The 1,806-nt window shown below is 73.3% G+C and carries 1 protein-coding gene; it reads right to left on the bottom strand.

Translation table 11 applies throughout. The features are described 5' to 3' along the window. Window positions 1-1,044 precede the first annotated feature (1,044 nt). Window positions 1,045-1,443, bottom strand: a complete 399-nt coding sequence (locus AB0J10_RS28990) for a hypothetical protein (protein ID WP_363065576.1) — start codon at window positions 1,441-1,443, stop codon at window positions 1,045-1,047. Window positions 1,444-1,806: the final 363 nt, after the last annotated feature.

Below are 1,806 nucleotides of genomic sequence, written 5' to 3'. Positions count from 1 at the left end.
GCGGCCGGTGCACAGGGCTCGACCGGCGCACAGGGCGCCGACGGCACCCAGGGCGTGGCGGGAGAGCAGGGCTCGCAGGGCGTCCAGGGTTCGTCGGGGCCGCAGGGCTCCGCGGGCTCACAGGGGCCTCTCGGAGCGGAGGGTCCGCAGGGTTCCGCCGGCCCGCAGGGCTCCACGGGTGCGCAGGGGGCCGAAGGTGCACAGGGCTCCAACGGCGCCCAGGGGACGGCGGGTGAGCCGGGCCCGCAAGGCACCCAGGGCGCAACCGGCAGCGAAGGGGTCTCCGGCCCGCAGGGAAGCGTGGGGGCCAAGGGTGACGACGGTGAACAGGGCCTGCAAGGAATCCAGGGAACCGACGGCCCACAGGGACTCACAGGCGCACAAGGCCCCAACGGCGCCCAGGGAACCGCAGGAGAACAAGGCCCCCAAGGCACCCAGGGCGCAACCGGCAACGAAGGAGTCTCCGGCCCACAAGGCTCCCCAGGAGCCCAAGGCTCCGACGGAGAACAGGGCCTGCAAGGAATCCAGGGAACCGACGGCCCACAGGGACTCACAGGCGCGCAAGGCCCCAACGGCGCCCAGGGAACCGCAGGAGAACAAGGCCCCCAAGGCACCCAGGGCGCAACCGGCAACGAAGGGATCTCCGGTCCACAAGGCTCCCCAGGAGCCCAAGGCTCCGACGGAGAGCAAGGGCTGCAGGGAGTCCAGGGAGCGTTCGGAGCCCAGGGCCTCGCAGGCCCACAGGGTGCGGACGGCGCCCAGGGAACCGACGGTGAACAGGGGCCGCAGGGCGCCCAGGGGGCGACCGGAGGCGAGGGAACACTCGGTCCGCAGGGGGCCGTGGGAGCACAGGGATCCGATGGGGAACAGGGCACGCAGGGTTCCCAGGGAGTGATGGGGAACGGAGGGGATCCCGGTCCGCAGGGTACGGATGGCGTACAGGGCTCCGACGGAGAGCAGGGTCTGCAAGGCGTCCAGGGGGCGACGGGTGCCCAGGGGAACGCCGGCACCCAGGGCTCCACCGGTGTGCAGGGGGCGCAGGGTTCACAGGGAATCACCGGCCCTCAGGGATCCGGCGGTGCTCAGGGCACCACGGGTGAGGCCGGTCCGCAGGGCTTCCAAGGGACTGCGGGTACTCAGGGCGTCGCGGGGCCGCAGGGCGAGGCGGGGCCGCAGGGCCCTTCCGGGGGTCCGCAAGGGCCGCAGGGGGCGGACGGTGCTCAGGGGCCCGCCGGTGGTCCGCAGGGCGCGACCGGCGCCCAGGGAGACCCTGGCGCGGTGGGGCCGCAGGGAGTCCAGGGAGAGGCGGGTCCGCAAGGAGCCACCGGAGTCCAGGGCGACACGGGCGAGCAGGGCACCCAGGGGTTCCAGGGCACTGCCGGTGCGGCGGGGCCGACCGGGGCTCAGGGCGTTGTGGGCACCCAGGGGACGCAGGGATTCCAAGGAGCAACAGGCACCCAAGGCGCCACCGGCCCCCAAGGATCCAACGGGGTGCAAGGAGCGCCGGGTTCCGAGGGGACCCAGGGCGCCCAGGGGGTCGAAGGTGCTCAGGGCCCGACGGGTGTTCAGGGATCCGACGGAGCACAGGGCGCGGTGGGCGCACCGGGCACACAGGGATTCCAAGGAGCCGAAGGCGCCCAGGGCCCGACGGGTGTTCAGGGATCCGACGGAGCACAGGGCGCGGTGGGCACCCAGGGGACGCAGGGATTCCAAGGAGCAACAGGCACCCAAGGCACCACCGGCCCCCAAGGATCCGACGGAGCACAAGGCACCCCCGGCACCCAAGGCACCCAAGGAACACAAGGC

Origin of the sequence: Streptomyces sp. NPDC049887 (genome assembly GCF_040656535.1) — a bacterium.
GTDB lineage: Bacteria > Actinomycetota > Actinomycetes > Streptomycetales > Streptomycetaceae > Streptomyces.
The sequence above is the reverse complement of the archived record's forward strand: the minus strand, read 5'-3'. Positions and strand labels throughout refer to the sequence as shown.